Here is a 25,595-nt window from a genome sequence, read left to right as displayed (position 1 = left end):
CGGAATAAAAAGCCGATGGTTCAATCGCTGGAGCATGCCTTATGAAAATCCTCGTCGCGGTGAAACGCGTCATCGACTACAACGTCAAAATCCGCGTCAAAGCGGATCATTCTGATGTGGACCTTACCAACGTCAAAATGGCCATGAACCCCTTCTGCGAAATTGCCGTGGAAGAAGCCGTGCGCCTGAAAGAGAAGGGCGTGGCGACCGAAGTCGTGGCCGTGACCGTGGGCCCCAAGGCCGCCCAAGAGCAGCTGCGTACCGCGCTAGCCCTGGGCGCTGATCGCGCCATTCATATCGAAACCGACGAGCGCGCCGAATCGTTGGCAGTGGCCAAACTGCTGGCCAAAGTGGTGGACGAAGAGCAGCCGGGTCTGGTGATTCTCGGCAAGCAGGCCATCGACACCGACAACAACCAGACCGGCCAGATGCTCGCCGCGTTGACCAATCTGCCGCAAGGCACCTTCGCCTCAGAAGTCGCGGTAGACGGCGACAAGGTCAATGTCACTCGTGAAATCGACGGCGGCCTGCAAACCGTCGCGCTGACACTCCCGGCGATCGTCACTACCGACCTGCGCCTCAACGAGCCGCGCTACGCCAAGCTGCCAGACATCATGAAGGCCAAGAAAAAGCCGCTGGATGTCAAAACCCCCGCCGACTATGGCGTTGAGGTGGCCTCCAAGGTCACGCTGCTCAAGGTGGAATCCCCCGCCGAGCGCAAAGGCGGTATCAAAGTGGCCTCGGTAGACGAGCTGATCGACAAACTGAAAAACGAAGCCAAAGTTCTTTAAAACAAGTGCTTTGAAAGGAGTTGATGCCATGAGCATTCTGGTACTTGCGGATCTACACGAAGGCCAACTGGCTGGCGCCACCGCCCACGTCGTGGTGGCCGCCCAAGCCATCGGTGGCGATATTGATATTCTGGTCGCCGGTGAAGGCGTTCAGGCAGCAGCAGACGCCGCTGCCAGGCTCGACGGCGTCAACAAAGTACGCGTTGCCGATAACGCCGTGTACGCCCACCAGCTTGCCGAGCCCATGGGCGCGCTGCTGGTCGCGCTGGCCGATGATTACAGCCACGTGCTGGCCAGTGCCTCCACCACCGGCAAAAACGTCCTGCCGCGCCTGGCCGCGTTAAAAGACGTCAGCCAGCTATCGGATGTGCTGGGTGTTGAAAGTGCCGATACCTTCCTGCGCCCGATCTACGCCGGTAACGCCATTGCCACGGTCAAAAGCGATGACGCGCTGAAAGTCATCACCGTGCGTACCACCGGCTTCGATGCGGTGGGCAGTAGCGGCAGTGCAACGATCGAAGCCGTCGATACCGTGGTGGAAAACACCCAGTCCAGCTTTGTGAAGCAAGAGCTGGCGCAAAGCGACCGCCCAGAACTCGGCGGCGCCAAGGTCGTCATCTCCGGCGGCCGCGGCATGGGCAACGGTGAAAACTTCAAGCTGCTGAACGGCATTGCCGACAAGTTGGGCGCCGCCATCGGCGCTTCTCGCGCGGCGGTAGACGCCGGCTTCGTGCCTAACGATATGCAGGTGGGTCAGACCGGTAAAATCGTCGCACCCGACCTGTACATTGCGGTGGGTATCAGCGGTGCGATTCAGCACTTGGCGGGCATGAAGGATTCCAAGGTAATCGTCGCGATCAACAAAGACGACGAAGCACCGATCTTCCAGGTGGCCGACTACGGCCTGGTCGGGGATCTGTTCGAGATCCTGCCGGAGCTTGAAAGCAAGCTGTAAAAGCTTCTTGCATCCACGTCTTGGTCGGAATAACCCGTAGCGGGGGTCTTTCGCCATGGATGGCGAAAGTAGCGCCCATGGATGGGTTCACAGCGCCCCCGCGTAGGGTTGTTCCGACCATACCACTGCAGTGTGACATCTTATTGAAAGGCCCAGTGGGGCCTTTTGCAGTATTGGTTCACAATAATAACTAGCGAGTTTTCCATGCTAACCCAACTGACTGCCTCGATGACGCTACCGGTCATCGGCTCTCCCATGTTTATTGTTTCTGGCCCTGAGCTGGTCATTGCCCAGTGTCAGGCGGGGATTATTGGCGCGTTTCCGGCGCTGAACTCCAGGCCTGCGGAATTGCTTCGGGAGTGGCTGCAGCAGATTACCGATACCTTAGACGACTATAACGCTCAGAATCCGCAGCAGCCCGCCGCGCCGTTTGCGGTGAATCAGATCGTGCACCCCACCAATGACCGCCTGGAGCATGATGTGGCGCTATGCGCTGAGTACAAGGTGCCACTGATCATTACCAGCCTGCATGCGCCCAATCGGGTGGTCGAGCAAGTGCACGCCTATGGTGGCCTGGTGTTTCATGACGTGACCACGTTGAGGCACGCTAGAAAAGCCATCGATGCCGGGGTAGATGGGCTGATTTTGGTCTGCCATGGGGCAGGCGGTCATGCGGGGCGGCTTAACCCCTTCGCCTTTGTGGCGGAGGTCAGGCAGTTTTACGATGGTCCGCTGGTGCTGGCAGGGGCGATAACCAAAGGCGAGCAGATCGCCGCCGCCCAGGCGCTGGGCGTGGACATGGTGTATATGGGCACGCGCTTTATTGCAACCCAGGAAGCCAATGCTCAGCCCGCGTACAAGCAGATGGTACTGGAAGCCGCTGCGGGGGATATCGTCTATACCAACCTATTTACTGGCGTGCACGGTAACTACCTGCGCCAAAGCATCGAGCTGGCCGGGCTTAACCCAGAGGCACTGCCAGAGGGCGACAAAAGCGCCATGCGCTATGGATCAGGCGGCAGCAGCAAGGCAAAAGCGTGGCGGGATATTTGGGGTGCCGGGCAGGGAGTGGGCGGTATTACCACACTGAACAGCGTGGCCGATGAAGTAGCCACGCTGCGTGCTGATTATCAACAAGCGCTGAATCAATTGCGGCGGCGTTGACGAAAAGCAGCCACGCGGGAGTGAAAATCCTCGGTGGCCTTACACTCATCCTGCAGCGCACCTTCAAGCGTTAGCGTGTCGTCAAGCGACAGGTTTGCCGCCCGCCGCATGGCCCGTTTCGTTGCTCCCAGCGCTTGAGGTGATTGAGCCACCAGGGCCTGTGCCAGCGCTCGTGCTTCCGCTAACACCTGATCATCTTCCACTGCTCGGTTGGCCAGGCCCAGCGCCACGCAGCGCTCTGCATCCATTGGGGTAGCAAGCGCTGCCATCTCAAAAGCTTGGGCGTGGCCAAGCTTGCGTACCAAATGCCAGCAAGCGCCGCCGTCGGGAATCAAGCCAATATTGATAAAGGCCAGTTTTAGGTAAGCCGAGCGGCCCATCACCACCATATCGCTGGCCAGCACGTAGGACACACCAATCCCCGCGGCAGCGCCGCTCACGGCGGCGATTACGGGCTTTTCCATCGTCATCATGCTGCGCAGCGCAGGCAGAAAAAGCGTTGCCAGACGTTGGCTTGCGGGCTGGGTGGAGGCCTTTTCGAATTCTGCTAAATCGGCACCGGCACAAAAGGCGCTACCTTCACCGCTAAGGATCACGCAGCGCACCTGCGGGTCAGTTGCCACGGTGGCTAATGCGTCATTGAGCGCCAGGGCCGTAGGCTCGTTGAGGGCATTGCGCACCGCAGGGCGCGCAATGGTCACTTCGGCGATACCGCCCTCGGTAGTCTCAACGCGTACAAGTGACGTTTCTTCACTGCGCATGAGCTACTCCTTAGGCGGCGTCGAGCTGTTCGCTCACTGTTTCAAGGTGATAGTCGCTGTCGCCCAGGTAGTGGTCAAACATCACTAGATGTTTGGCGTAGTGGGCCACGTAGCACTCTTCGGTCATACCCATGCCGCCATGAAGCTGAATGGCCTGTTCCGCAATAAAGCGAGCAGACTCGCCGCAGTAAGCCTTGGCAGCGGCGATTTTATAGTCCCGCTCGTCAGCAGGCAGCGAGAGGCTGGTGGCGGCGAGAATCGCCATGGAGCGCGACTGTTCTAGGTGAAGGTGCATATCCACCATGCGGTGCTGCAGTGACTGGAACGTGGCCAGCGGTAGGCCAAACTGCTTGCGCTCTTTTAAATAGGCCAAGGTTTGGTCGCAGGCGTTTTCCATGGCGCCAATGGCCTCGGCACACAGCGCGGCGCGGCCCAGGGCCAGTACCTCTGCCAGTGCATCATTTACGTCTTCGCTTAGGCAGTTCTCTAGCGGCAGTGCTACGCTGTCCAACGTTAGGTTACCGGCGGGCTGATCATCCATCGTACGATAGGTCTGTAAGGTGACGCCTTGAGTGTCCGCAGGGATGATAAACAGCCCTAGCTTGCCGGTAGGCAGTTGGGCGGTCACCAGCGTGGCGGCGGCATTGCTGAGGTTCATCACGACATCTTTGCGGCCGTTAAGCTGCCACTGGCCATTGTGTTGGCTCGCTTGAGTCGAAATATCGAAAGCGTCATAGCGGGCGGTGTGTTCTTGCCAAGCCAAGGCGAGCTGGTGTTCACCTTCCAACAATGGTGCCAGCCAGCGCTCCTGCTGTGATGAGTTGGCGCATAGCGCAAGCAGCTGCCCGGGCATGATTAACCCAAACAGGTACGCTTCCGGCACCAAGCCGCGCCCCAACGCTTGCATAATAATCATTACATCGGTGCCGTCGCCGCCTAGCCCGCCTACGTCTTCGCTAAACGGCATATGCAGCAGGCCCAGCTCGGCAAACGTGCGCCATAGCGGGCTGGCCCCTTGGGCTGGCGCTTCCAGCATAGCGCGGCGCTGCTCGGGCGTTACCTGATCGGCCACCAAGCGTGTGAGTGTCTCTTCGAGCATGCGCTGCTCGTCGGTGAGTGCAAAATCCATGGTGACTCCCTTACATACCTAAAATGGTTTTAGCGACGATGCTTTTTTGAATCTCGTTGGCACCGCCATAAATCGACAGCTTGCGACGATTAAAATACTGGGCGCTGGCGGCAGCGCCTTGGGCGTATTCGTCATCTAGCGACGCATCACCATGGAGAAACTCGGGGAAGAATGGCAGGGCAGCAGGGCCAAGCGCACGGCGGGTGAGCTCGCTGATCTCTTGGCGCAGCTCAGAGCCACGCACTTTTAGCAGCGAGCTTTCTGCACCCGGCACGCCGCCATCCCGCGCTGCGGCAATCACGCGCAGGTTAGTCACTTCCAGCGCCATCAGCTCAAGCTCTGCTTTGACCACTCGTTGGCGAAAGCTGGGGAGCGATAAAAGTGGCTTGCCGCGATGCTGCATACGGGAGGCGAGGGACTTCAAATGGCGCAGCGCCTGTTTGGCGTGACCAAGCCCGGCAATGCCGGTGCGCTCGTGGGTAAGCAAGAATTTGGCGCAGGTCCAGCCTTGGCCCTCCTCACCCACGCGGTTTTCTACCGGCACGCGGACATTATCGAGAAACACTTCGTTGACTTCATGAGCGCCGTCGAGGGTGATAATCGGCCGTACGGTAATGCCGGGGGTCTGCATATCGATCAGCAAGAAGCTGATACCCGCCTGTTTTTTCGCGTGGGGGTCGGTGCGCACCAAACAGAACATCATATTGGCGTGCTGGCCTAGGGTGGTCCAGGTTTTCTGCCCGTTGACGATGTAGTGGTCGCCATCGAGCACGGCGCGGGTGGATAGGCCCGCCAAATCCGAGCCAGCACCCGGCTCAGAATAACCTTGGCACCACCAGTCTTGGTTATTAAGAATCCGCGGCAGGTAGTGCTGTTGCTGCTCCACACTGCCAAATTTCATGATCACTGGCGCGACCATATTGACGCCAAAGGGCACCACTGTGGGGGCGTGGGCGGCGGCGCACTCTTCATCGAAGATATGCCGCTGCACCGGACCCCAGCCTGGGCCGCCGTGCTCAACAGGCCAGTTGGCGGCAAGCCACCCTTGATCGCTGAGAATATTCTGCCAGCGGATGTGGTCATCGGCGCGCAGATGGCGGCCTAGGCGCACGCGCTCACGGATGTCACTCGGCAGTGAATCGGCTAAAAATCGGCGGACTTCCTCGCGGAATGCCTGCTCTTCGGGGCTAAACGTCAGGTTCATGAGTGAGCATCCTTGGAAGGCGTCGATAAAGTGGATTGCAGAGTGGCATGGCGATGCGGCCCGCCTAAATGGCGTGGGTAGCCCAACGCTTCCACCGCCAACAGATCAATATCGCTCTCGCGGTAGCAGGCGCCTTGCTGTGCTAGCGTCAGGCTCGCCTGCTCCATGGCTGACTGAGCGTCGTTGTCGGGCGCTTGCGTTGCGGCGTTATACAGCGTGCTCAATACGCTAGGCGACTTGCTAACCACCACGTTGGCCCGCAGCGCTTTGAGCGTTAAGGCAGCCCGCTGCTGGTCGGTCGCGCTGGCGTGGTGATTCACCAATTCATGGAACGGGCCGCGCTCGGCAAGTACTAGGCTTAGGAGTGTGGCTGAGGCACTGTCGGTGAGTGGCTGCAGCGCTACGGTGACGGCTTGAGAAGGGCAGGCGCTGACATCTTCGCCAGGGGCGAGCAGGCACAGCTCGGTGCTATCGTTTGAGGTATCGGTAAGCGTTATGTTGGCGCGCTGGGCGGCGGTATGAAACGTCTCAAACAGCGTGTGCTCACCGATGAGGGCGATCTGCGCAAAGGGCTCAGCATTGTCTACGCCAGGGACGACATGGGGATTTCTAGCGGCAAAAAAGAGGTGAATCAGCCCTGCGCGCTGCGGGGAGTCCATACAGGCAAGAAATAGCTCACGCTCGCGGCGCAAACCCTCTTCCAGAGATGTGGCTTTGGTGCAGGCGTCAACGGCGTCCACAATGCGAAACGGAGAGAACAGAGCTGGTACGCTGGTTTCAAGCTGCTCTCGCATGGCAGCAATGGCCTGGGGATTGGCCTCTGGAGCGGGTAACTGCCCGGTGATGCGCGCCTGCTGTTGTCCCGCCAATACCTCTTTTGCCGCTGCCAAACCCGCTTCCAGCGGTGTTTGGGCATAGCTGATCGCATCAATAATGCCGATATCCTGCGCTTCAGCGGCTTCCACAAAGCGCCCGCTGGTAATGATGTCTAAGGATCTTTCCACGCCTACCAAACGGGGCAGCCGCTGGGTACCGCCTGCGCCGGGCAGTAAGCCAAGCTTCACTTCTGGTAAGCCAACGCGGGTGTCTGTCAGCGCAATTCGATAGTGGCAACCCAGCGCGACTTCTAAGCCGCCGCCCAGCGCAGTGCCGTGTAGCGATGCGATGAGCGGTTTAGGGCAGGCTTCTAGCTGTGTAATGACATCCGATAGCAGTGGCGCTTGAGGTGGCTTACCAAATTCACGTATATCGGCCCCGGCGATGAAGGTGCGCCCCTCTGCCATCACCACCAGTGCTTGGGCCTGCTGGTCGATCAACCCCTCTTCCAGGGCGCTGAGCAAGCCGCTACGCACCGCTTGGCTCAATGCGTTGACGGGCGGGTTAGCGATACTGATGACGCCGACCTCGCCATGTCGCTGGTAGTGAACACTCATAGTGGCTCCTGTATTTCGCTATATGAAATTTAAAGTTGTTATTCGGAATGAGGTGATCATGGCGAAAGACGCCGTTGGAGTCAATAATGCAAAACAACGTTCTGCATTGCGGAACATGGTTGGCTAAACAAAAGGCCGCGCAGAGGCGGCCTTAGGTAATGATTTCCGTCGTGATTGAAGCAACATCAGAAAACGGGGTTTAACCCAGCTTCTTGTAAGGCGGCGCGCCGAGTTTCCATCCAGCCGTCGATAAATGCTACTTCATCATCGGGTGCATCCGCTTGATAGGCGTCCCAAGTAGCCTTGAGCAATGCCTGGCGATCCACCAGGGCGCTTTGATGCGCGTCCATTGCCTCAGTCCAAATTCCTTTGTCGCGGTAATAGTCGACCACCTCATCATGGAAAGGGACGACCCATGTCATGTCCTGATTTTCCAAAGCATACCCCTTGGCACCTGGTGCGTTGTCCTTATAAGCATCGAAGGACTCGATCAGTGTGGTGATTAACCCGCGCACGGTTTCGGGTGCCAAGTCAGCGTTGCTGACCATGATGGGGTAAGGGTAGCTAGCGCTGGCTAGCGGCTGTTCTGCATCAATCCCCGCCCCGGACGTGACATCATGCGGCTGGAAGTAAGGGGCCGTCTCAAGCATGCGTGCCCAGCCGGCTTCGTCATCACTAGGCAGCTCCGGCCACTGTAAGCCGCGGGGGCTGGCGGCCAATCGTTGGGCGGCAGGTGTGACCGTGGTGGTAATCGCTGCGTCGGCACGGCCGCTGATAATGCCGTCGAAGGCGGCGTTGTAGCCGGGGAAGTCGACGCGCTCGACGTCATCCCAGGTCAAGCCTGCAAATGCCAGGTAGGCCTCGGCGGCTTTATTCAGCGCATCGTCGCCACGCAGGTAGGCCAGTCGTTTGCCTTCCAAGTCGGCGATGTCGTCAAGTTCGACATCCCCCGCCACGGCCATGCCCAAGCCAAAGCTGGCCAAGGAGGTTGAAATAACGCGAATGGGTTGCGGCCCCCAATCAGGTCGGGCGAACATCATCACACCTTCTGAACCGTAGTAGCTGGCGATGCCGCAGGCGCATAGGTCCACGCGGCCTGTCTTAAGGGGCGTCATGCGCATGGTGTCGTTTTCACCCGGAATGACCCTGGACTGCGTGCCATGCTCGGCTTGTAGCAATTGACTGATCGCCATGATTTGCGCATTACCGCTAGTGCCAGTGCCGTAAGCGGTCCAATTCAGGGTGGGCGGCATAGCGCTGGCATGGCTAGTGATGAGAAGGCCAGCCGCTAAGCTGCTTATGACGAGGGGGAGTGTTGTTTTTGTGCGCATAGTTTCCTCGGTGTTTGAATTAAGCGTTGGTCGTTAGCAAACGCCGATGGTGACGCTGGCTTAAACGCGCCAATAAAACGCCCGGTACCAGTGCTACTGCAGCGAGGCCAATCAACTCCCACTGGCTCAATGGGACCATGCCGCCGCCAGGCAGTGCTAGCAGTAGACCGGCGATCAAGACCAGGGTGCGAATAACGATTTCCTGCAGTGCGCCATAGCCTAGCCGCCCCACGCCCATTAAGTAGCCTTGCATCGCGGAGGCAAACAGGATGATGCCAAGGATCGCCTGAATAAACACGGCGATAATCATCAGCGGCGCGCCCTGCATAATGAGCGCCGGGTTAAGAACGAACAGGAACGGAATAAAGTAAATCACGCTGCCCAAACGCATGGCCTGGAGGCCAGTTTCCATGGGACGGGCACCGGCCACAGTGGCGGCAGCAAAGGCACCCAGCGCCACGGGCGGCGTAATGAAGCTCAGCATGCCCCAGTAGAGAATGAACATGTGCACCGCCATAGGGTCCAGGCCGCCGCCTTGAATCAACGCAGGGGCGAGCGCCACCGCCAGGAAGATATAAGCGGCCGTTACGGTCATGCCAATCCCTAATACAAAGCTCGTTACCGCGCCCATAATCAACAGCAGCGGCACGCTACCACCGGCGATATTGATAAAGTCGTTGGCAATAGTGCCCGACAGGCCAGTCATTGAGAGCGCGCCTACCAACATGCCCACACCCGCCAGAATGGCGATGAGTTCAGCAAACAGCTTGGCCGCAGATGACAGCGTCTCGGTGACGTCTTTCCAGCCCCAACGGTTGTGTTTGGAGAGCTGGTTGAGCACCAGCAGCAGAGCGGTGGCATAGAAGGGGGCCACTGCTTCGCGCTGCATGACCAGCAGCATCCACACCAGCAGGCCGAAGACAAAGATGAAGTACCAGCCTTCTTTAAGTGTTTGCTTGATCGACGGCAGCTCAATAGCGGGCAGGCCTTTGATGTCATTGCGCGCTGCATAGGCGTCGATTTGAATGAACAGGCCTAGGAAATAGAGAATGGAGGGAATCACCGCTGCTAGCGCAACCGCAGAGTAGGGAATGTCTAGAAACATTGCCATGACGAAGGCGGTGGCACCCATCACGGGGGGCATCAATACACCCCCGGTAGAAGCACAGGCTTCCACACCGCCCGCAAAGGAACGGCTCATGCCGATACGACGCATGGCGGGGATAGATAAAACACCGGTAGTCAATACGTTACTAATGACGCTGCCGCTCATCGACCCCATCAGCCCACTGGAGAAAATTGCTACCTTGGCGGGGCCGCCGCGTACATGACCTAGCAGTGCAAAGGCGAGATTAATGAAAAACTTGCCGCCACCACTTTTCTGCAGCACCACGCCAAATACCAGAAAGCCAATGACCAAGCCTGCAAAAGCCTGCAGGGGCACGCCCATGATGCTCTCGGTGCTCATCGTATGGTACATAGCGGTCTGTTCCAGGGTGGAAGGGAACGCCTGGATAGGACCGGGAACGATATCTGCCACCAGCGGGTAAAGAGAAAATAAGCCGGCAATGATCGCAATTGGTAAACCACCTGCCCGGCGTGCGGCTTCGATAATCAGCACCCAATAGGCGTAGCTGGCATAAATAGCCAATTCCGGGGCAGAAAATGCCCAGCCACGCTCCAGGATGGGCACGGCGTTATAGACAAAGTAACCGCCAACGAGCAGGGTGGCCGCGCTGAGCAGATAGTCATACCAGGGAATAGGCTGCTCTTGCTGGCTGTCGCGCATGGGCCAGAGCAAGAACACTAGCGGCAGCAATAACGCGACCACGGCGTAATAGAACTGCGTCTCTAGCCCCGTGACAAAAGTGAGTAACCCTAAATTAAATAGGTAATCCAGTGTCATCAACATCAATATGACAGTGACGGTGGCTGGCACCCAGCGTAACGCGGAAGGTAACTCACGAATTTGGCTAATCTTTTCTTTAACCTGCTTATTATTGGCAGGCGAGGTATCTGTGGTCATGGGGGACATCCGTCAATCAGCAGGGGCGGCGGGCGCCGCCCCGTGGCGTATTACTCGAAGATCGGTTCGAAGCCAGCATCGCTCAGTGCAGTGGCACGGGCTTCCATCCATTCAGTAGTGAAAGCTTCATCATCGCTGGGTGCGTCCTGCATAAAGCTCTCCCAGGCACTCATCAGCACGTTCTGGCGCTCGACGAGTTTGTCCTGGTGCGACTGCATTGCCTCGGTCCATACATCGATCTCTTTGTAGTACTCCACCACCGCATCGTGGAACGGAACTACCCACTGAAGATCCTGTTGTTCCAATGCGTAACCCGATGCACCTGGCGCATTATCTTTATAGTCATCGAAATTTTCTTGCATCGCTTTGATCAAGCCGTAAGCGACGTTATCCGCTAGGTCTTGATTGGCGACCACAATCGGGTAGGGGTAGCTGGCACTGGGAACCGGGTTTTCAGCGCTAATGTCACCTGCACCGGCGGTCACTTCGTGGGGGCGGAAGTAGGGAGCAACTGCCGCCATCCGCTCCCAGCCTGCTTCATCGTTGGGGTCCAAGACCGGCCAACTGATACCCCGTGGGCTGCTCGCTAACTGCTGGGCGGGCGGGGTTACGGTAGTGGTAAAAGAGGCATCTACATCGCCAGCGATAATGCCGTCGAATGAACGACCATAGCCGGGGTAATCAACCCGCTCGACGTCATCCCACGTTAACCCACCAAAGGCGAGATAGGCTTCGGTACCTTTGTTCAAGGCGTCGTCACCGCGGATATAGGCAATGCGCTTGCCTGCCAAGTCCGCTGGGGTTTCAACGCCTAGATCTCCCGCTACGGCCAGTGAAAGCCCAAATGAGGCAGTAGAGGTAGTAATGACCCGCAGTGGCTGTGGGCCCCAGTCGCGGTCAGCGAACATCATTACGCCTTCCGCGCCGTAGTAGCTAGCAATACCGCAGGCGCAAAGATCCACACGGCCTTGTTTCAGTGGAGTCATGCGCGAGACATCGTTGTCGCCAGGCAGGATGCGTACCGATGAATCGTATTTGTTTTGCAGCATATTGCCGATAGCCACGGCCTGAGCGTAGCCGCTCGAGTTGGTGCCGTAAGCTGTCCAGGCCATCGTGCCGGGTAATTCAATCTCACTGGCGTGACTGACCGCAGCGCCAAGCAGCGTTAGCGGGAGAGCGGCAATAACGAGTCGGTGAGCAAGTGGGCGCATTTTGATGCTCCTTTGTTGTGGTTGTGATGATGCTGATAGTTACGTTTCGTTACTTTGTGTTTTGCTATGCGGTATCTTGTTTTGCTAAGTGGTCGATTGATAGTAGAGAAGCCGCTAGGTAGCTGTCAATGTTGTTGTTCGAGCCTGCTCTCTTTAGCAAGCGACAGACACAAAAAAACCAGGCATTGGCCTGGTTTTTCAATGATTTGCTGATCTAATTGGCTAGGAAAATTCGCGCCAGGCGGCGTAGGTGCTGAGAAAAACACGCCCGGTTAGCGCATCCAAAAAGTCACTTTTCTTGAGCTGATCCATCACCGGCCCTTTTACTTCTGACAAGTGCAGTTTCACATCGGAGTCTTTTAAACGGGCATTGATGGCATCCAGGCTTTCCAGCGCTGATGCATCGATCAGGTTGACTGCTGAGCAAATCAACACCACGTGCTCTAGTTCTGGGTGGCTCGCCACCAGGTTATAGACGGTGTCTTCCAAATAGCGGGCATTGGCAAAATAGAGGCTCTCATCAATGCGCAGCAGGGCCACATTATTGACCGTCTCCACATCGTGGCGGGTGGTGTTGCGAAAGTGTTCAGTGCCAGGAACACGACCTACCAGCGCGCTATGAGGACGGCTGGTACGGTACAAGAACAACGCAATGGATAGCGTAACACCGCTGAGGATACCGGCTTCAACACCTTCGATCAGCGTGAGCAGAATGGTCACTGCCATCGCGGCAAAGTCGCTACGCGAGTAGCGCCAGGTTTGCCGCAGCATAGGGATATCCACCAACGTCAGAATAGACACCGTGATGGTGGCGGCCAGGGTCGCAATCGGGAGGTAGAAGAGCCAACCGGTAAAGGATAGTGTTACCAGCGCGATACCCAGGGCCGCAAACGTGCCTGCGGCAGGTGTCTGGGCGCCCGCATCGAAGTTAATAACGGTACGCGATAGCCCCCCGGTGACCGGCATGCCGCTAGAAAAACCGGCGGCCAGATTGCTAGCGCCCAGGCCTACTAACTCCTGATTAGGCGAGATACGCTGGCGCCGCTTGGCTGCCAACATCTGCCCCATGGAGACCGACTCTACAAACCCTACCAGGCTGATCAGTAGTGCAGGAATCACCAGTGCTCGCCACAGTGAATAGTCTCCCCAGGGAAAACTCAGCGCTGGCAGGCCGCCAGGTATCTGGCCAACCACATTGACGCCCTTATCCGCCAGCTGCCAGTGCCAGGTCACCAGAGTGGTAATAACCACTGCAAAGACGGGGCCGGCTTTTGCAATCAAGTCCGCTAGAGGGAGAGGCAAGCCTGCTTTATGTAGAGTGGCTTTGCCGTGGCGGCGCAATACAATCAGAAATACCAGGGTACCGCCGCCGATTATCAGGGTGGGTAAGTTGAAGGATGCCAGGTTGGGTACCAAGGTAACCAGGCGTTCCACCAGGGTAAAACCACTACTTTCGATGCCCAGCAAACTGCCGAGTTGGCTGGCTGCGATCAAAATACCCGATGCGGTTAAAAAGCCCGAAATCACTGGATGGCTAAGGAAATTACTGAAAAAGCCCATTTTTAGCAGGCCCATCACTACCAGCATGCCGCCAGAAAGCAGTGACAGTATCAGCGCTGCCTGTAAATACGCTTCTGTGCCGGTTGCTGCGACAGACGACAGGGCCGCACCCGTCATCAACGCGATAATGGCGACCGGCCCAACCGCTAGGGTTTTGCTGGTACCAAATAGGGTATAAACCAGTTGCGGCAGGATGCTGGCGTACAAGCCAACCACTGCTGGCAGCCCAGCTAGTAGTGCATAGGCGAGTGACTGAGGAATAACCATCACGGTGACAATCAGCCCCGCTAAGAGGTCGGCCCCCAGCAGACGTTTATGATAATGGGGGAGCCACGTCAGAATGGGAAAATAGCGCTTTAGCATGAATTCCATAGGGTGTAAGAGTGTCAGGATAAAGAGAGTAAGGGATATTCCAATTCATTGCAGTGCTTATATTCATTTGCAGTGCTTATATTCATTTGCACTGCGCTCATTCAATGATGACCAAGCGCTTATGTACTTTCCGTCTTCCCCCAAAGTGCTACTTCTTTCATTAGCATAACCCGTTAAGATTATGCACAAAGGAGAGTTAAGCCTCCTTAATAAGGCTGTTTGATACTCAACAACATCAATAAAAGAGTACTGCTCATGAGTGTACTGCTATTGCTGGTTCCAGTGCTGATGGTGGCGTTGTCGGTTGGTCTTGCCGCTCAAGGCGGCGTGTGGATTTATGTCGCTCTGTTATGTGCCGCATTGGGGGGCGGCGCGATGTTGCTAACGACTTTTGAGCGTGTATATCGCGCCGATCAACGGCGCCTTGAGCAGCACCAGCGTGGCTTTAAATCTCTTCGTGATTACCGTTCGCTGCGCGCCATGGCCTACCGGTTGATGAATCGCGCCAGCAGTACCGCGATTGCTTCGGCAGAAGTCTCCCACTATGCCGACCTGATGGACCAGCGCCTGACCCAACAAGAGACCATGGCCCGAGAGGCTTCCACCAGCATGACAGCCATTAATGCGGCTATTATGCAGGTCAGTGCAAGCGCCAGCCAAGTGGCGGCACTGGCAGAGAGCGCCCGTGAAGCCAGCCACCACAACCATGCCGAGCTGGACGATATCATCCAGGATATGAGTGATGTCGCCGAGCGCTCTAATCAGGCACTGGACATGCTGACCGCTCTGAACGAAAAAATTGAACGTGTGCGTAACGTTACCTCAATGATCGAGGATATCGCCGAGCAAACCCACCTACTTTCGCTTAATGCATCCATCGAAGCGGCACGGGCGGGGGAGCATGGACGCGGCTTCGCGGTAGTCGCTGGCGAAGTACGCAACCTGGCGTTAAAAACCTCCACCGCGACGCAAAGTGTCGATGAGCTGGTGAAAGACATGCACGAGAGCGGCCAGTCAGTGGTCGCCACTATGGGCCATTTAATGACCCGTATCAGCGAGCGTTCGAAAGGATTACAAGTAGTTGGCAATAGCTTGGGGACGATGACGAAAGAATTTGATCAGGTACAGAGTGAAATCACTCGCGTCGCCGATGCCATGGGAAATACTCGTCAACACAGCCAAACCGTGGCGGACAGCCTGAGCCAACTGGAAGATGACGTTGATGAAGGCAACCGTAATATGCACGATTTGGCTGAGCAGGCCCGGGCGTTGATGGAAGCCGCTGAAGGGGTTGATGGGGAACTGGCTCAACAGCATCTAGAAGGGCGGCATCAGCAGGTGTTTCATGCCGCGCGATCAACTGCCGATAAGTTGGGCAAGATGCTCGAAAAAGCGATTGCCAGCGGTGAACTGTCAGAAACTAAACTGTTTCAGCCCCAGTACGAGCAAATTCCCGGTACCCAGCCGCCGCTTTATAAAACCGGTTTCGATACCTTTACCGACAATCACCTGCCCACTTTACAAGAGCCGCTGCTGAAACAGCTGGGTCTGAGTTACGCCATTGCCTGCGACCGTAAAGGCTATGTGCCTACCCACAATGCAGCTGTAAGCCGCGAGCCTACGGGTGACTACGCTCACGATCTCAAATACTGCCGTAGTAAGCGGATCTTCGATGACCCGACTGGTAGCCGCTGTGGCGCCCATGAAAAGCCGCTGTTGCTGCAGACCTACAAGCGGGATACCGGAGAAATCATGCACGACCTTTCAGTGCCAGTGTATGTGCAGGGCAAGCATTAGGGTGGCTTCCGGGTGGGTTATCAGCCGGAACGGATCACGGCATCGGCGCCTATGCTGAAAGGCGCCGCAGACGCCAACTCACCACCACTTGCTCTAACTAGCCGCCGCGTAGCGCGGGCGTGACTGCCATGCTGACCAGGAGTAGAGCGCAAGCCCGATCCAGATAAGCACAAAGGTCGCCAACTGGATAAGCCCAAGGGGCTCACCGAAAACGGTTAAAGCGATCAGGAATTGAATACTCGGGTTGATGTACATCAAAAAGCCCAGGGTCGCCAAACGCAACCGGCGGGCCGCGCCAGCAAAGGCCATTAGCGGCAGCGCGGTTAAAGCCCCACTGGCGACCAGTAAACTGGTCGTTGAAGTGTTCTGTAAAAAATGTGAGGTGTCGTTCCAGCTTAACCAGGTCAAGGCGATCAGGGCGAGGGGGAATAGCAAAAGGGTTTCCACAAACAGTCCTGATAGGCCGTCTAGCGGCACCTGCTTACGAAACAGGCCGTAACTACCGAAGCTTAACGCCAGCAGCAAGCTGATCCAGGGCAGTTCACCAAGCATTACAAACTGGGTGGCAATCGCAATACTTGCTAGCCCCAGCGCCACCAGTTGCAGCTTTGCCATCACTTCTCGCAACACCAGCATGCCAAGCGCGACGTTCACCAACGGCGTCAGGAAATAGCCCAAACTTGCCTGCAAGACCTGCTTGGATTCCACCGCATAGATATAGATACCCCAGTTGAACGCGATCAATAACGCACAGGCCAGTACACGTCCAAGCTTTTTTGGTTCGCCCAAGGCTGCAACAACGGGAGTCCAGCGGCGTAACAGGGTAATCAGGCCCACTAAAAACAGGCAGGCCCAGATAATGCGGTGAATCAATATTTCAAAGGCAGGAACGCCGTCAAACAGGGCAAAAAAGAGCGGAAAGCAGCCCCACATTGTATAGGCCGTTAGCCCAAACATAACGCCTTTGACTGCGTCGGGATCGCGTGTTGGAGTAGGAAGCATAGCAGCCTCATTATTTAAAGATGCTAATCTAGCATAAACATTGCAATAACACTGGCGGAACGGAGGTGTTTAATGACTAAACTTAGATCCAGCTTGGTGCAGTGCGATCTGCGCTGGGAAGACCCACAAGCCAACCACGCTCATCTTGAGGAGTTACTCGGTGAGCTGGATAGCCGTGATACCGACCTTATTGTTTTGCCTGAAATGTTTGCCACCGGCTTTACCATGAACTCGCGTGAAATGGCTCAGCCAATGGCCGAAAGCCAAAGTGTGACTTGGTTGCAGACTCAGGCGCAGGCCCGAAACTGCGTGATGACTGGCAGCGTGGCGATCGAAGAGAATGGCGAATTTTATAATCGCTTGATATGGGCAACGCCGGAGGGCGACTTAACCTACTACGATAAGCGCCACTTATTCCGTATGGCTGGCGAGCACGAGCGTTACGGCATGGGCAGTGAACGCAAAGTGGTGGAGCTCAACGGCTTTAAGCTGCTGTTAAGCGTTTGCTATGACCTGCGTTTTCCGGTGTGGATGCGCCAGCAGCCAGCAGAAGGTGAGCATTTCGAGTATGATGCGCTGCTGTGTATCGCCAATTGGCCAGCACCGCGACGTCACCCCTGGCGTACGTTGCTACAGGCCCGCGCGATAGAGAACCTAAGCTATGTGATTGGCGTTAATCGCGTTGGAGAGGATGCCAAAGGGCTTGCCTATAGCGGCGACTCCTTACTGGTCGACTTCAAAGGCGAACCGTTAATTGATAAACCTGCCCATACCCCGTTTATAGAGACGGGCACGCTGGATAAAACTACCCTTGATGCTTTTCGTGAAAAATTTCCTGCTTGGCAAGATGCCGACCATTTTAAGCTGCTGCCAGGAGTGGGTTAATGATGCGCCTTGATCGCTTTTTAAGTGAAACCTCACCGTTAACCCGTAGCCTCGCCAAGCGAGCACTTAAGAACGGCGAAGTCACCCTCAATGGTGAGCCGATCAAGCAATCGGCTACTCAAATCGATACCGATAACGATGTGGTTGTTCTTAATGGCGAGCGGCTGGCGCTGGTAGGCGTACGCTATATTATGCTGCACAAGCCGGTGGACGTTGAATGTAATGCCCGCCGCGGCCTTTACCAGCGCGCAATCGACCTGATTGATCTGCCCAAAGCCGAACGCTTACAGCCGGTGGGGCGCTTGGATGTGGACACGACGGGCCTGCTGTTGTTAACCGATGACGGTCAGTGGTCGCACCGTGTGACCTCGCCGCGCCACCGCTGCGCCAAGGTCTATATCGCAGAGCTTGCTGAGCCCATGGATGGTGCGGCGGCAGAGTGGGCGATTGGCCAGGTGGCGGATGGCCTGATGCTTGATGGCGAAGAGACGCTGACTCAGCCCGCGACGCTGCGGCTGCTATCGCCCACCCAGGCGGAGCTGACGATTACCGAAGGGCGCTACCACCAGGTAAAGCGTATGTTTGCCGCCCTAGGTAATCATGTGAACTCTCTGCACCGCAGCTCCATCGGTGATTTAGCCTTGGATGCCAACCTTGCGCCCGGCGAGTGGCGTGAGTTGACTGACGAAGAAATTGCGCTGTTCTGAATACTCCCTAAGTATTATTTAGCCGCTGCCTGAAAGGGTGGGCGGCTTTAATTTAATTGAATATTTATACCGTTATCTTGTAAATTCAGCTTCAGTAATTCCCAGTTTTTTGTGCCAACCAGAAAGAGAGGTCGCAAGCTGGAGCGACCTCACGCCAATAGCGGTTAGCCGTTGCTAACTACTAAGGTGATAAGTACTAATGTGATAAGTACTAAGGAGCTGAATTTTAAGGGGCTTAAATTTACGGGGCTAAGTGAGCAGCAGCAATCAGCGCTTGGGTATAGGCGTGTTTGGGCGCAGAAAGTACGTCCAGGCAGGGGCCTTGTTCGACCACTTCGCCATCTTTGAGCACCATAATGCGATGGGCCATGGCGCGAATAACGGCGAGATCGTGACTAATGAACAGATAACTCAACTGCCTGCGAGCCTGAAGGTCGCGCAGCAGGGTAACAAGCTGCTTCTGTACCGTGCGGTCTAATGCAGAAGTGGGTTCATCAAGCACCAACAGTTCTGGCTCCAGGATGATCGCTCGGGCCACGGCAATGCGCTGGCGTTGACCACCGGAAAACTCATGGGGGTAGCGCGCAGCACAACTCTCGGGCAAACCCACTTCGTGAAGGGTTTGGTTAACCCGCTGGGTGACTTCTTTGTCAGTCAGGTGTGGGTAATGAAAGCGCAGCCCCTCACTGACAATATCGAAGACCGGCATGCGCGGCGAAAGGGCGCCATAGGGATCCTGAAACACCATCTGAAAACGGTGGCGCTGGCGTCGCAAATCATCACCGGACAGGGAGCTTAGTTTGTCGTTGCCAAGGGTAACATCGCCTTGGCTAGTGACCAGCCGCATGACGGCCGACGCCAGCGTGGTTTTGCCCGACCCTGACTCCCCTACAATGCCCAGGGTCTCGCCCGGCGTGATCTGAAAATCGGTGGGCTGAACTGCCACAAACGCAGGCGGCTGGCGCTTGAACAAGCCGGTCTTGGGGCGCTTGAAGCTTACGCTCAACTGACGAGCCGTTAACAGCGGTGGCGCTTGCTTAATGGCCTGGGGTCTGCCTTCCGGCTCGGCGGCGAGCAGCGCTTTGGTGTAATCACTTTGCGGGTGTTGAAAGACCTGCTCAACCGGTCCGATTTCCTGTATCCGCCCCTGATGCATGACGCAGATGCGGTCCGCGTGACGGCGTACCAGGTTCAAGTCATGACTGATAAACAGCATGCCCATGGCGTGGTGGTCGCGCAGTTCACGCAGCAGGGCAAGTATCTCCTGCTGCACCGTCACGTCCAGGGCGGTGGTGGGCTCATCGGCAATCAACAGTGAGGGATTGTTGGCAATCGCCATGGCAATCATCACCCGCTGGCGCTGTCCGCCCGAAAGCTGATGAGGCCAAGCATCCAGCAGCTCTTCCGGGCGCGGCAGTTTCACTTGTTGGAGTAGCGCTTTGCAGCGTTGGCGAGCCGTCTGGCCGCGCAAGCCCTGATGCAGACGCAATGCTTCGCCAATCTGCTTGCCAACCCGATGGAGCGGATTAAGCGACGTCATCGGCTCCTGAAAAATGAAACCGACACGATTACCGCGCACGTCGTTCCACTGGTCCTGGGTCAATGTCGAGAGATCGGTATCACCCAGCCAACGCTCGCCCTTGACGGTGGCATTGCTGGGCAAGAGGTTGATCATCCCGAGCGCAGAGACTGATTTTCCCGACCCGGACTCCCCGACAATCGCCAGGGTTTCACCCGCATTGAGGGTGAGCGATAGCGCATGCACCACGGGCGTATCATCGAAGGCAATGTTGAGATTCTCGATGCGCAGGAGCGGGTTAGGCATTTTGTGTCTCCTGGGCAGGGCCAGCCTGGCGCTGTTGTACGTGACGTGGGTCGAAGGCGTCGCGCAAGCCTTCGCCAATGAACACCAGTAGCGAAAGCATGATTGCCAGGGTCATGAACGCCGTGATGCCCAGCCAAGGGGCATGTAAGTTGTTCTTGCCCTGCGCTGCCAGCTCGCCCAGCGAGGGCGCGCCGGGAGGCAGGCCGAAACCGAGGAAATCCAGCGCGGTCAGCGTGCCGATGGCACCGGTAAACAGAAACGGAATGAAAGTTAGCGTCGCGACCATGGCATTGGGCAGTACGTGGCGCCACATGATCAGGCGCGAGGGCAATCCCATCGCCTTGGCGGCACGCACGTACTCCAGGTTACGCGCACGCAGAAACTCGGCGCGCACGATATCGACCAGGCCAAGCCATGAGAAGAGCAGCATGATCCCAAGCAACCACCAGAAGCCCGGCTGAACAAAGCTGGCTAAAATAATAAGCAGGAACAATACCGGAAGGCCCGACCATATTTCAGTCACCCGCTGGCCGATCAAATCAATCTTGCCACCAAAGTAGCCCTGCACACCACCAACTATAACGCCGATTACCAGCGAGCCCGCAGTGAGCACCAGTGCAAAAGCAACCGAGAGGCGAAAGCCATAAATGACACGCGCCAATACATCGCGGCCCTGATCATCGGTGCCCAGCCAGTGGCGGCTATCCGGCGGTGCCGGGGAAGGGCGGGTCATGTTCATGTCCAGGGTTTGGTAGGAATACGGGATGGCTGGCCACAGCGCCCAGCCGTGCTCTTTAATCTGTTGCTGAATAAACGGATCCAGATAATCGGTACGCGTGGGAAGAAACCCGTCAAACTCGGTTTCGGGGTAATCCACCAGCAGCGGCACGTACCACTGTTCGTCGTATTGCATAATGATGGGCTTGTCGTTGGCGATCAGCTCAGCAAACAGGCTTAACACAAACAGCGCCGTAAATAGCCAAAGCGATACGCGGGCTCGCCGGTTGGCTTTAAAAGCCGCCAGCCGTCGGCGGGTAATGGGCGAAAAATAAGAAGAAAGAGAGGCCATGATCATGACTCCCGGGTCGAAAAGTCGATACGCGGGTCTACCCACACGTAGGTCAAATCAGAAATCAGCTTAAGGATCAGACCGATCACGGTATACAAAAACAGCGTGCCGAAAATAACCGGGTAATCCCTCTGCATCACCGCCTCAAAGCCGAGCAGGCCGAGCCCATCCAGGGAGAAGATCACTTCTATCAATAGCGCACCGGTAAAGAAAATCCCGATCATGGCAGCGGGCAGGCCAGCAATGATTATCAGCATGGCATTACGGAAAACATGGCCATAGAGCACCCGCCGCTCATCGGCGCCCTTGGCGCGAGCGGTAATCACGTACTGCTTGTGAATTTCATCCAGAAAGCTGTTTTTGGTCAGCATGGTCAGGGTAGCAAAGCTGCCAATCGAAGCTGCAATTACCGGCAGCGTGATGTGCCAGAAGTAGTCCTTGACTTTCCCCCAGGCCGAAAGCTGGTCGAAGTTGGGCGAGGTTAGACCACGCAGGGGAAACAGGTCCCAGTAGGTGCCGCCAGCAAAGAGCACGATCAGCAGTATCGCAAACAAAAAGCCCGGAATGGCGTAGCCGACAATCACTAACCCCGACGACCAGACATCGAATCGGGAGCCGTGGCGTAGCGCTTTTTTAATACCCAGCGGAATCGAAATCAGGTAGACCAGCAGCGTGGTCCATAGCCCTAGCGAAATGGACACCGGCAAACGCTCAATCATCAGCTCTGTTACCGGGCGGTCGCGGAAAAAACTGGTGCCGAAATCGAGCGTGAGGTAATCCGCCATCATGCCAATAAAGCGCTCGTGGGCGGGTTTATCAAAACCAAACTGCTGTTCTAGCTGTTCGATAAAGCGTGGGTCGATACCCCGGGCGCCACGAGAATCGTCACTTACCTGCACATCGGCACCGCCCATATCCAAGCGGGTGCTGGCCATGGCGTCTGCACCCTCAAAACGTGCCAGCATCTGATCAATCGGCCCGCCCGGCGCCGCCTGAACAATAATAAAATTGAGTAGCATGATCCCAAAAAGGGTCGGAATCATTAGCAGCAGTCGGCGTAGGGTGTAGCGGGCCACAGAGCACTCCGAGGTTTATGACGATGAAACCGTTGAGGATAAGCCGTTGCGAATAAGTCGCTGTAATAAAGCCAGTCTCAGCGGCGCTGGCGCTGCAGTTCTGCTTCACGCTCGGTATCCACCCACCATGCATCCAGATCCATCGCATACTTCGGAAAGGGCTCGGGATAGCCGAACTTGTCCCAGATCGCAATGCGGGTTTCGCCTGAGTGGTAGTGAGGAATGACATAAAATCCCCAGCGCAGTACCCGATCCAACGCCCGTGTGGCGGTGTCCAGTTCCTTACGACCATCGGCGCTAATGATCGCTTCCACCAGGGCATCGACCGCTGGGTGGGCGAGCGCCATCCGATTGCGGCTTTGCGGCGCCTCGGCGGCGGCGCTGGTCCAGAAGTCGCGCTGCTCATTACCCGGGTTGTTCGACTGGGGGAAATGGCTAATCACTATGTCATAGTCGTAATTGCGCTGCCGGTTTAAATATTGATTGATATCAACGATGCGCAGCGAGGTCTGCACCCCTAGGCGGGCCATGTTACGCAGCATGGGTTGAACCACACGCTCAAGACCCGAATCGTAGAGCAGCACTTCAAGGCTGAGTGGCTGGCCGGTGGCTTGGTTGACCAGTACTCCTTCTTCAACGCGATAGCCCGCGTCGCGCAAAAGCGCCAGTGCCTTGCGTAGACGCTCGCGCAGATTGAGGGGTTGGTCAATGGGCAGCGGTTCGGTGAACAGGCGGTCAGACCCATGGGAAGCAATTAACTCTTCCCTAAACGGTTCAAGTAGTGCCAGCTCTTCTTCCGAAGGTAGTCCGGTGGCCTCCATCTCCGAGTTCTGGAAAAAGCTTTCGGTACGCCGGTAGGTATCGTAGAAAATATTGGTGTTGAGCCAAGGAAAATCGAAGGTAAGGCTTAACGCTTCGCGTACCCGTGGGTCTTGAAACTTCTCTTTGCGCAGGTTGAAGACGAAGGCCTGCATCATGGAGGGATTGACGTCAGGTACCGTCAGCCGCTTCACCAAACCCTCTTCATAGGCAGGAAAGTCGTAGCCAATCGCCCAGGTGGCCGCGCGGGCATCCGTACGAAAATCTGTCAGGCCCGCTTTGAAGGCTTCCCAGGCAATATCGCGGTCGCGATAGTAGTCGTAAACGATGCGGTCAATGTTGTAGCGGCCAATGTTAACCGGCAAGTTTTTACCCCAGTAATCCTCATCGCGCTGATAAACAATTCGCCTGCCTGGGTCAACTTCACTGATGAGGTAGGGGCCAGAGCCAGGGTGAGCCGCCAGGGTAGGCGATGTGAACTCGCGGGGCTCCCAGTAGTGGCGGGGGAGGATCGGCAGTTGAGCAATGATTAGCGGCAGTTCTCGGGAATCGGTGTCGCTGAAGGTAAAGCGCACCTGATGTTCGTTGAGGGCGATTGCCTCGTTCACGCCCGCGTAATAGCTGGCATAAAACGGGTTGCCTTCTTCCCGGAGCAGGTTAAGTGAAAACACCACATCGTAGGCGGTGACGGGTTCGCCGTCCTGAAAGCGTGCTTCAGGGCGAAGGTCAAACTCAATCCATTCCCGGTCGGGGTCCAGGCGCACGCCTTCAGCCAATAAACCATACAGGCTAAAGGGCTCATTGGGGTTGCTAGCCATCAAGGTGTCATAAATTTGCGAAACGCCAGTGGCCGGTGTGCCGCGAATAATAAACGGATTCGTTGAATCGAAGCTGCCCCCCACGGCGGTATGGGTAATAGTGCCGCCTTTGGGGGCTTGTGGGTTCACATGAGGGAAGTAGGGGAAGTCTGCCGGTAGCTCGGGGCTATCGTAAAGTGATAACCCGTGAACTGTTTCAACCGGCACCACGTTGTTGGCATCCGTATTTAAATCGCCCACCACGTTGTTACCGGCAGGGCGTTGGGAAGAATCGATAGTGGTCGTTGCTTCTGACGCCAGTATCGATACATTTATTAGCAAGCCACTGATAAGTAGAAACGCTTTCGCAAAAAACAGACCACGCGGCATTGGTAACATCCCATGTGAACAAAGCCAACTAGTAAACCCGGATTCAACGCCCTGAAAGTGTCAGCAACTGCCCCGGTTGTAAAGCGCTGGGGCGGTCAATCGAATTCCAGCGTATCAAGTCTTGTTGATCAATATTATAGCGGGCCGCAATCGCTGAGAGGCTATCGCCCCTTTCAACGCGATGCGTATCTGCGCTGTTATTTTGCGCAAGCGCTTGGCTATTGCCCTGTGCCTGACTATTGCCCTGTGACAGTTGAGCCAGCACTTGTTTATCCACTTCTTCGGGTACAAGCAACGTCTGCGCGCTGCGTGGATCGATGCTGCCATTCAGTAAACCCGGATTCAGCTCAGCCAGTGCCATTTTGCTGACATCCAGCATTTGCGAGGCTTCAGACAGACTCACTGCGTGGGCCAACTGAACTTTTGCGAAGGCAGGGTCGATGTGAATCTCAGGTAAGCTCACACCGTATTTTTCAGGATCGTTAATGATCGTGGCGATCGCCTTCAACTTGGGAACGTACTGCATTGTTTCGTAGGGCAGGGATAGGTCCCAATAGTCGCCACTTAGCCCTTGGCCCTGCACCTGACGCTGCGCGCGGTTGACGGTGCCAGCGCCTGCGTTATAAGCGGCCAGAGAAAGCATGAGGTCACCCTCGTACCACTGGTCGGCCTGCATTTCCAGGTAGTCCAGCGCGGCCTCGGTAGAGGTCAGAACATCCAGACGACCATCGTAATTACCATTACGTACTAACCCCAATGCGTCGCCGGTGCGGGGCATAAATTGCCAAAGACCTGCCGCCCCGCGGTGGCTTCGTGCACCTGGGTCGAAAGAGCTTTCAACAAACGGAATTAACGCGATTTCACCAGGTAGGCCGCGCTCACTGACTTGTTGAGTAATCCAGGCAAGCCAGGGGGTGGCGCGTTCGGTGATCGTGATAATGTTTTCAGGGCTTGAACGATAGTGCTCAATCCATTCATCCACCCGAGCTTGAGCTTCTACTGGCAATGTTTTCTCTTGCCACTGGAAGCTTTTACGCAGGGTCGTCCAGGCATTCTGGGGTTCAAGCTCTAGCGCCTCCCAAAAATGGGTTTGGAAAGGCGTAGGATAGGGCTTTGTATCGGTTGGCGACGTGGTGGTAACACCGTTAGGTAAGGCTGTCGTCGCATTTGCAGTGGTTTCATAGGCTGGAGCAGAGGCTTGTGAGCTTGCCGCAGCGGCTAACATCAGGCCCATAATTACGGTACTGCCAGCGCTCAGCATCAAGCGCTGGCGAATCGTTCGATAGGTCAT

At 56.4% G+C, this 25,595-nt stretch carries 19 protein-coding genes and 1 pseudogene; 6 read left to right on the top strand and 14 right to left on the bottom strand.

Features of this window, described 5'->3' with window-relative positions; genetic code table 11:
* Positions 1–41 precede the first annotated feature (41 nt).
* The 3 genes from HUO07_RS02405 to HUO07_RS02395 all read left to right on the top strand — a co-directional run bounded on the left by HUO07_RS02405 (position 42) and on the right by HUO07_RS02395 (position 2,910).
* A complete protein-coding gene (locus HUO07_RS02405; protein WP_101147005.1) occupies positions 42–791 on the top strand; it encodes an electron transfer flavoprotein subunit beta/FixA family protein in 750 nt (249 codons plus the stop codon).
* Positions 792–819: 28 nt separating this feature from the next.
* On the top strand, positions 820–1,746 hold the full coding sequence (locus HUO07_RS02400; RefSeq protein WP_176302227.1) for an electron transfer flavoprotein subunit alpha/FixB family protein: 927 nt from the start codon (positions 820–822) through the stop codon (positions 1,744–1,746).
* Between the two features lie 204 nt (positions 1,747–1,950).
* On the top strand, positions 1,951–2,910 hold the full coding sequence (locus tag HUO07_RS02395) for an NAD(P)H-dependent flavin oxidoreductase (protein ID WP_176302226.1): 960 nt from the start codon (positions 1,951–1,953) through the stop codon (positions 2,908–2,910).
* On the opposite strand, the gene HUO07_RS02390 is transcribed toward HUO07_RS02395, so the two are convergent.
* The 8 genes from HUO07_RS02390 to HUO07_RS02355 all read right to left on the bottom strand — a co-directional run bounded on the left by HUO07_RS02390 (position 2,892) and on the right by HUO07_RS02355 (position 13,928).
* Positions 2,892–3,671 carry an enoyl-CoA hydratase/isomerase family protein gene (locus HUO07_RS02390; protein ID WP_176302225.1) on the bottom strand — a complete coding sequence of 260 codons (780 nt, stop codon included), beginning with the start codon at positions 3,669–3,671 and terminating at the stop codon, positions 2,892–2,894. The two genes, HUO07_RS02395 and HUO07_RS02390, sit on opposite strands and share 19 nt — an antisense overlap.
* Positions 3,672–3,681: 10 nt before the next feature.
* Entirely contained in the window at positions 3,682–4,800 is a 1,119-nt protein-coding gene (locus HUO07_RS02385; protein WP_176302224.1) for an acyl-CoA dehydrogenase family protein, read from the bottom strand.
* Positions 4,801–4,810: 10 nt separating this feature from the next.
* The gene (locus HUO07_RS02380; RefSeq protein ID WP_176302223.1) at positions 4,811–6,004 is read right to left on the bottom strand and encodes an acyl-CoA dehydrogenase family protein; all 1,194 of its coding nucleotides are present in this window, start codon (positions 6,002–6,004) and stop codon (positions 4,811–4,813) included.
* Complete coding sequence (locus HUO07_RS02375; RefSeq protein WP_176302222.1) at positions 6,001–7,437, bottom strand: enoyl-CoA hydratase/isomerase family protein; 1,437 nt, start codon at positions 7,435–7,437, stop codon at positions 6,001–6,003. Before HUO07_RS02375 ends, HUO07_RS02380 begins: the two co-directional genes overlap by 4 nt.
* 185 nt (positions 7,438–7,622) lie before the next feature.
* The gene (locus HUO07_RS02370; protein ID WP_176302221.1) at positions 7,623–8,768 is read right to left on the bottom strand and encodes a TAXI family TRAP transporter solute-binding subunit; all 1,146 of its coding nucleotides are present in this window, start codon (positions 8,766–8,768) and stop codon (positions 7,623–7,625) included.
* Between the two features lie 19 nt (positions 8,769–8,787).
* Positions 8,788–10,794, bottom strand: a complete 2,007-nt coding sequence (locus HUO07_RS02365) for a TRAP transporter permease (RefSeq protein WP_176302220.1) — start codon at positions 10,792–10,794, stop codon at positions 8,788–8,790.
* A 50-nt stretch (positions 10,795–10,844) separates the two neighbouring features.
* Entirely contained in the window at positions 10,845–12,005 is a 1,161-nt protein-coding gene (locus HUO07_RS02360) for a TAXI family TRAP transporter solute-binding subunit (protein ID WP_176302219.1), read from the bottom strand.
* A 222-nt stretch (positions 12,006–12,227) separates the two neighbouring features.
* Complete coding sequence (locus HUO07_RS02355) at positions 12,228–13,928, bottom strand: SulP family inorganic anion transporter (protein WP_176302218.1); 1,701 nt, start codon at positions 13,926–13,928, stop codon at positions 12,228–12,230.
* Positions 13,929–14,192: 264 nt separating this feature from the next.
* Here HUO07_RS02355 and HUO07_RS02350 point away from each other — a divergent pair.
* Positions 14,193–15,857, top strand: a pseudogene (locus tag HUO07_RS02350) (methyl-accepting chemotaxis protein).
* On the opposite strand, the gene rarD reads toward HUO07_RS02350, so the two are convergent.
* Positions 15,828–16,736 carry an EamA family transporter RarD gene (gene rarD / locus HUO07_RS02345; protein ID WP_176302216.1) on the bottom strand — a complete coding sequence of 303 codons (909 nt, stop codon included), beginning with the start codon at positions 16,734–16,736 and terminating at the stop codon, positions 15,828–15,830. The pseudogene HUO07_RS02350 and the gene rarD sit on opposite strands and share 30 nt — an antisense overlap.
* A 72-nt stretch (positions 16,737–16,808) precedes the next feature.
* Here rarD and HUO07_RS02340 point away from each other — a divergent pair, with 72 nt between their 5' ends.
* Positions 16,809–17,621 (top strand): amidohydrolase, encoded by an 813-nt coding sequence (locus tag HUO07_RS02340; RefSeq protein WP_176302215.1) that lies wholly within the window; start codon positions 16,809–16,811, stop codon positions 17,619–17,621.
* A 2-nt stretch (positions 17,622–17,623) separates the two neighbouring features.
* Positions 17,624–18,328 (top strand): pseudouridine synthase, encoded by a 705-nt coding sequence (locus HUO07_RS02335; protein ID WP_176302281.1) that lies wholly within the window; start codon positions 17,624–17,626, stop codon positions 18,326–18,328.
* A gap of 241 nt (positions 18,329–18,569) precedes the next feature.
* On the opposite strand, the gene HUO07_RS02330 is transcribed toward HUO07_RS02335, so the two are convergent.
* The 5 genes from HUO07_RS02330 to HUO07_RS02310 all read right to left on the bottom strand — a co-directional run bounded on the left by HUO07_RS02330 (position 18,570) and on the right by HUO07_RS02310 (position 25,595).
* Positions 18,570–20,153, bottom strand: coding sequence for an ABC transporter ATP-binding protein (locus HUO07_RS02330; protein WP_176302214.1), 1,584 nt, complete (start codon positions 20,151–20,153; stop codon positions 18,570–18,572).
* Positions 20,146–21,222 (bottom strand): ABC transporter permease, encoded by a 1,077-nt coding sequence (locus HUO07_RS02325; RefSeq protein ID WP_176302213.1) that lies wholly within the window; start codon positions 21,220–21,222, stop codon positions 20,146–20,148. Before HUO07_RS02325 ends, HUO07_RS02330 begins: the two co-directional genes overlap by 8 nt.
* Before the next feature lie 2 nt (positions 21,223–21,224).
* Positions 21,225–22,298, bottom strand: coding sequence for a microcin C ABC transporter permease YejB (locus HUO07_RS02320; RefSeq protein WP_101146990.1), 1,074 nt, complete (start codon positions 22,296–22,298; stop codon positions 21,225–21,227).
* Between the two features lie 77 nt (positions 22,299–22,375).
* Positions 22,376–24,304: an extracellular solute-binding protein gene (locus HUO07_RS02315; protein ID WP_176302212.1), complete on the bottom strand. Its 1,929-nt coding sequence runs from the start codon at positions 24,302–24,304 to the stop codon at positions 22,376–22,378.
* Positions 24,305–24,347: 43 nt separating this feature from the next.
* Positions 24,348–25,595: a transglycosylase SLT domain-containing protein gene (locus HUO07_RS02310; RefSeq protein ID WP_176302211.1), complete on the bottom strand. Its 1,248-nt coding sequence runs from the start codon at positions 25,593–25,595 to the stop codon at positions 24,348–24,350.

Source organism: Vreelandella maris, from assembly GCF_013371085.1.
Lineage (GTDB): Bacteria > Pseudomonadota > Gammaproteobacteria > Pseudomonadales > Halomonadaceae > Vreelandella > Vreelandella maris.
The sequence above is the reverse complement of the archived record's forward strand: the minus strand, read 5'-3'. Positions and strand labels throughout refer to the sequence as shown.

Coding starts and splice junctions, on each gene's coding strand:
- HUO07_RS02390 (WP_176302225.1), bottom strand. CDS start 3,671: ATGCGCAGTGAAGAAACGTCACTTGTACGCGTTGAGACTACCGAGGGC.
- HUO07_RS02340 (WP_176302215.1), top strand. CDS start 16,809: ATGACTAAACTTAGATCCAGCTTGGTGCAGTGCGATCTGCGCTGGGAA.
- HUO07_RS02355 (WP_176302218.1), bottom strand. CDS start 13,928: ATGCTAAAGCGCTATTTTCCCATTCTGACGTGGCTCCCCCATTATCAT.
- HUO07_RS02315 (WP_176302212.1), bottom strand. CDS start 24,304: ATGCCGCGTGGTCTGTTTTTTGCGAAAGCGTTTCTACTTATCAGTGGC.
- HUO07_RS02395 (WP_176302226.1), top strand. CDS start 1,951: ATGCTAACCCAACTGACTGCCTCGATGACGCTACCGGTCATCGGCTCT.
- HUO07_RS02335 (WP_176302281.1), top strand. CDS start 17,624: ATGCGCCTTGATCGCTTTTTAAGTGAAACCTCACCGTTAACCCGTAGC.
- HUO07_RS02370 (WP_176302221.1), bottom strand. CDS start 8,768: ATGCGCACAAAAACAACACTCCCCCTCGTCATAAGCAGCTTAGCGGCT.
- HUO07_RS02405 (WP_101147005.1), top strand. CDS start 42: ATGAAAATCCTCGTCGCGGTGAAACGCGTCATCGACTACAACGTCAAA.
- rarD (WP_176302216.1), bottom strand. CDS start 16,736: ATGCTTCCTACTCCAACACGCGATCCCGACGCAGTCAAAGGCGTTATG.
- HUO07_RS02380 (WP_176302223.1), bottom strand. CDS start 6,004: ATGAACCTGACGTTTAGCCCCGAAGAGCAGGCATTCCGCGAGGAAGTC.
- HUO07_RS02365 (WP_176302220.1), bottom strand. CDS start 10,794: ATGACCACAGATACCTCGCCTGCCAATAATAAGCAGGTTAAAGAAAAG.
- HUO07_RS02400 (WP_176302227.1), top strand. CDS start 820: ATGAGCATTCTGGTACTTGCGGATCTACACGAAGGCCAACTGGCTGGC.
- HUO07_RS02385 (WP_176302224.1), bottom strand. CDS start 4,800: ATGGATTTTGCACTCACCGACGAGCAGCGCATGCTCGAAGAGACACTC.
- HUO07_RS02360 (WP_176302219.1), bottom strand. CDS start 12,005: ATGCGCCCACTTGCTCACCGACTCGTTATTGCCGCTCTCCCGCTAACG.
- HUO07_RS02330 (WP_176302214.1), bottom strand. CDS start 20,153: ATGCCTAACCCGCTCCTGCGCATCGAGAATCTCAACATTGCCTTCGAT.
- HUO07_RS02310 (WP_176302211.1), bottom strand. CDS start 25,595: ATGACCTATCGAACGATTCGCCAGCGCTTGATGCTGAGCGCTGGCAGT.
- HUO07_RS02375 (WP_176302222.1), bottom strand. CDS start 7,437: ATGAGTGTTCACTACCAGCGACATGGCGAGGTCGGCGTCATCAGTATC.
- HUO07_RS02325 (WP_176302213.1), bottom strand. CDS start 21,222: ATGGCCTCTCTTTCTTCTTATTTTTCGCCCATTACCCGCCGACGGCTG.